The sequence below is a fragment of the Capnocytophaga sp. oral taxon 338 str. F0234 genome (genome assembly GCF_000192225.1).
Taxonomy (GTDB): Bacteria; Bacteroidota; Bacteroidia; order Flavobacteriales; family Flavobacteriaceae; genus Capnocytophaga.
In genome coordinates this window covers 475,227-479,195 of the sequence record NZ_GL872413.1, presented here as the reverse complement: position 1 = coordinate 479,195, position 3,969 = coordinate 475,227, and the positions used below count along the sequence as shown (strand labels likewise).

Genomic DNA, 3,969 nt, shown 5'->3' with positions numbered 1-3,969 from the left:
ACTGCTTAAATCGAACTCACGTTAAATATAGCCCTTTGGGCTATGTTTTACCATCACCAGATGGTAGCAAGTTGTGTTTTGAGCAGCTGAAAACCTTTTAGGCTGCTCAAAACTACTTGTGCGCAAGGGGGCGCAGAATGTGGCACTCCGAAGTCGTAGCGATTAGGTCATTCTGCATTGTGATTTTCGTTGTGCCCTTTGTCTTTTATGGTGATTTTACCACCTACTGAGCACATACAATAGGAGTTTTCTGTAAGTATTTTTTGCCCGTTGATAGTGTCTTTCTCAGCCGTATCTTCCCATTTGATGGGTGCAGGCACACAAGGTAAATAACCGCTTGAGGCAGGTTTTAGCTTACATTGCTTAAAAGGCAGTATATTGGCATTAGCCTGTTTATCTTCCTCAGTAGCCATAGCTTTACCCTCAATAGTTACAAAATCTTGACTTGTAACATTGAGCTTACTCGTTGCTGTACCTTGATTGCAACTGAGTTCTGCGGTATTGGTGATGATTTGTGGCATAATGATTAAGTTTTAAATTAACTTAGAAATAACCTTTCCCACCAAGGGCGTGTTTTTACATATAGTTCCCACTCTTTTTTAGTGAAAGCCCTATCGTTATAAAGGCGGTAAGTGCCAGGAGGGTAATAGCCGCCTTGTTTATAAGGTACGCCTAATTCTTTAGGAGGGGTAGTTTCTTCTATGAAGAGGGAAGTTGAATTCTTTTTTTTATCATCTTTCTGAGGAAAAAAAGTTTTTGATTTTGGAATTCTATCACTATATGGACGATCTAAATGTTCAGCTTTTTCATATAAAATCTCTCCTGTATTACTATCTATATAGATACATTTTATAGGGAATCCCATAACACCTTCACCATTATCATTTACTGCAAAAATAACTATATAGAGATATTTTTTAATATTATCATCATATCTTCTTTCAACTCTATAATTAAGAAAATTATCAGTGGATAAAATTCTTAAATTGACACCATATTCCATTTTAATTAATTCACAAAGACTATCTACTGAAAAAGAATAATTTTTATCATAATTTACTTTTTCTATTAAATTCCCATTTTCATCATATTCAATAGATTCTCCTATTGGGAAGTTATAAAAGGTTTTTACAGAACGATGTAGTAGCTCATTTTTATGATAATATTTATATAACTTAAAAGAAGAACCTATTGTCTGTATTTCCTCTGTATATTCTCCCTTATAAAAAAGAACTCTAACCCAATAAGTATCTTTCTTATAGTATTTATCTGTTGCACTAGAAACTTTCTCTACAAGTTCCCAATTTTTATATTTATTTTTATCAAAATACTCCATAATATTTTTATTTATTGTGTCAATTTGTGCTTTACAATAAGATATTATAAAACAAAATATAATTACGAATACTATCTTTCTCATCTTGCATTCCTTTTTATGATTTTCCATTGCCAATGCCAAGTACTTCGTCTTATTCTATTATAGCTCATTATATTATCTGTTGCATTAATAGGGTCATCATTGCCATTTGTAAAAATAAATTTTTGATCTGAATCATATATAGTTCCATCTCTATGAGTATGGAATAATCCCATTGTATGTAATGCTTCGTGAGATAAAGTCTTATCTTTACGTGTATTAAAAAGTACTAAAGCTTTTTTGAAAATAGTTTTATTTCCCATTTTAATATGGTCTGCAAAACCATTAATAACATAACGAGGATCTCTTGAATTTGGGCAAGTTTCATCAAAAGCAAAAATAATTAAGTCTTTCATATATTTATTAGAGGTTTGCTGATTAAATTTTTGCTTTAATATACTTATCAAATTATCATTATCCCTAATATTCCCATTATTATCTATAAATACTGAATTTATAGGGATTCCTAAATTATCTCTATGAAGCTTAAAATCTCTATCATTTGATAAATCTAAGATAATATCTATTGTATTGCCTTGATTATCTTTTGTTGTTTCTATTAATTTAGCATAAGTTAATGCTTGATAAAAAAACTGCTGTAAAGTATCTTTTTCTCCTAATGTATCTTGTGTGTTACCAAAGCCTCCCATACGTGAAATTCCATCTATATTTGTTTTTACTTTGACTAATACAACTTTTATATATCTTCTATTCCTGATTTTTTCTTTATTGCTATTAGGACATACAATAATTTTACCTGCTAATTTACGCTCTATTTTTTGTTCCTCAACCGTTTTTAACATAGAACCTTGTGGATAAGCATATACAACAATAGACTGCTGTGTTTCAAACTCTTCAATACACTTTATTTTTATTGTTTGTTGTATTTTTCTTTTGTTCCCAACTCCTGTATCAGTAATCAATACAGGAGTAGAATCCGTCCCATCTTTCCCATCAATTCTAAAATATTTTTTATTAAACTCTATACGTATTTGATCTGGAGAAATTCCTTCTATATCTAATAAAATATTTAGCTCTACTTCACAAGGAGGTTGAGGAGTTGTATTAACTGTATTGCTAATTTTTTCTGGGTAAATATTTAACCAAGGTACATAATATTTCGTTAACAGAGGTGTATTAGCCCTTCTGATTGTGATTTTTTGATATTCTTTTTCAAGTTCTTTAAACGCTTCCCCCTTACTTTCATACTCAGTATTTAGATCCCTTTTTGTGGGCTTCTCATAACCATTTTGCAAACAGACATAATAAGGTGTTTCAAGAGTAGCAGCTCCATCGTCTATACGTAGCCAATCAAAGCCAAACTCTCCCTGCCACGTGCTTAAAGGTCTAAATTCAACTATCACATTGCTAATACTTTCGGTTTTAGCTTGCGCTATCCCTTGCCCATTATTGCTGTACTCATTTCCCAGTTTGCCTTGCAACTGAGCTACCCCCAAGCTATTGACCACCGCCTTCTTCTTTGAGTCGAGCACTGCACACTCTTTGCCTGAGAGTTTGGCTTCCTTGGCTTCAATATCAAGGGTGTTGGTACTCTTGATAAGGGCAGTGTTGCTAAATACCTGCATAAAACCACTCACCTTCTGTTTCATCCAAGCGGTAAATATATACAACTGACTAAGTACGTTCAGCACATAGTTATTTGTGGTAATGTGCAGTTTATCAGTGGCTCTAATGAGCATCTGCTGGGTATTGATTTCAAAAATAGAACTACTGAGAGTTATCTTTTGATTGCCATCAAAAATGAGGCTGTTGCCTACTGCATCTTCAATTTTTATACTCCCATCTTCATCGTTAAGTACAATTTTTGTACCGCTCTCAGTATGTATAGCCTTGGTCGTTGGTTTATACCCACTCTTTGCCGCGCCATTATAATGCGCCCCCAGCACAAAAGGTCGTTCGGCATTGCCGTTCTCAAAATCCACCATTACTTCTTCACCCACTTCGGGGATAAAATAAAAACCTTTGCCATTGCCTGCGTAGGGTTGTATCATTCTGATCCACGGGCTTAGCTCATCGCCTTTCTGCCAAAAGAACTGTACCCGTACACGTCCCATTCCTTGTGGGTCGTTGTTATCTTTAACGATAGCAGGTTGCTGCTCTGCTTTGGGGAAAGCCTCGGCATTGTAATCCGCAGGCGTGCGCATCATAGGGATAGCCTCAAAGCTATTTTCATAGTTCATCCCGCTGTGGTAGTGTGATATTTTGATCACTCTATAGGTCTCCATTGCGCGGGCATTGATGTCGGTAAGACAAGCAAAGGTGTTCATCCTTAGGCGTGGGTCGCGACTGCGCCCTGTTACTTTAAGTGATAGCTCTCTTAAATCTCTTTCCTGACGCACTACTTCTTCTAAATCTATGTACGATTGTTCTAATGATGTAGCTGAATGGTACTTTTGAGGTGTTTTTTTAAAGAGTTTTTTTGAGGCATTTTTGGCATCCGTCTGTATAGGATTGTTTTTGTATTCACAAGCGGCATCTTTCGCTTCCATCTTATAAACTTCAGCCCTATGGAAATCGTAAGCGATATATTC

3 protein-coding genes are annotated in these 3,969 nt (G+C 34.8%); all 3 read right to left on the bottom strand.

The annotated features are described in order from the left end of the window. Positions 1-167: 167 nt before the first annotated feature. Positions 168-521, bottom strand: coding sequence for a DUF4280 domain-containing protein (locus HMPREF9071_RS02260; protein ID WP_009744925.1), 354 nt, complete (start codon positions 519-521; stop codon positions 168-170). Positions 522-538: 17 nt separating this feature from the next. Then, a complete protein-coding gene (locus HMPREF9071_RS02255) occupies positions 539-1,420 on the bottom strand; it encodes a hypothetical protein (protein ID WP_162859666.1) in 882 nt (293 codons plus the stop codon). Continuing rightward, a partial coding sequence (locus HMPREF9071_RS12340; RefSeq protein ID WP_009744923.1) for a phage baseplate assembly protein V occupies positions 1,417-3,969 on the bottom strand: 2,553 nt, incomplete at its 5' end. The genes HMPREF9071_RS12340 and HMPREF9071_RS02255, both read right to left, overlap by 4 nt.

What these genes read in the sequence shown, in the direction of transcription:
- HMPREF9071_RS02260 (WP_009744925.1), bottom strand. Translation starts at nt 521, where the DNA reads ATGCCACAAATCATCACCAATACCGCAGAACTCAGTTGCAATCAAGGT.
- HMPREF9071_RS02255 (WP_162859666.1), bottom strand. Translation starts at nt 1,420, where the DNA reads ATGAGAAAGATAGTATTCGTAATTATATTTTGTTTTATAATATCTTAT.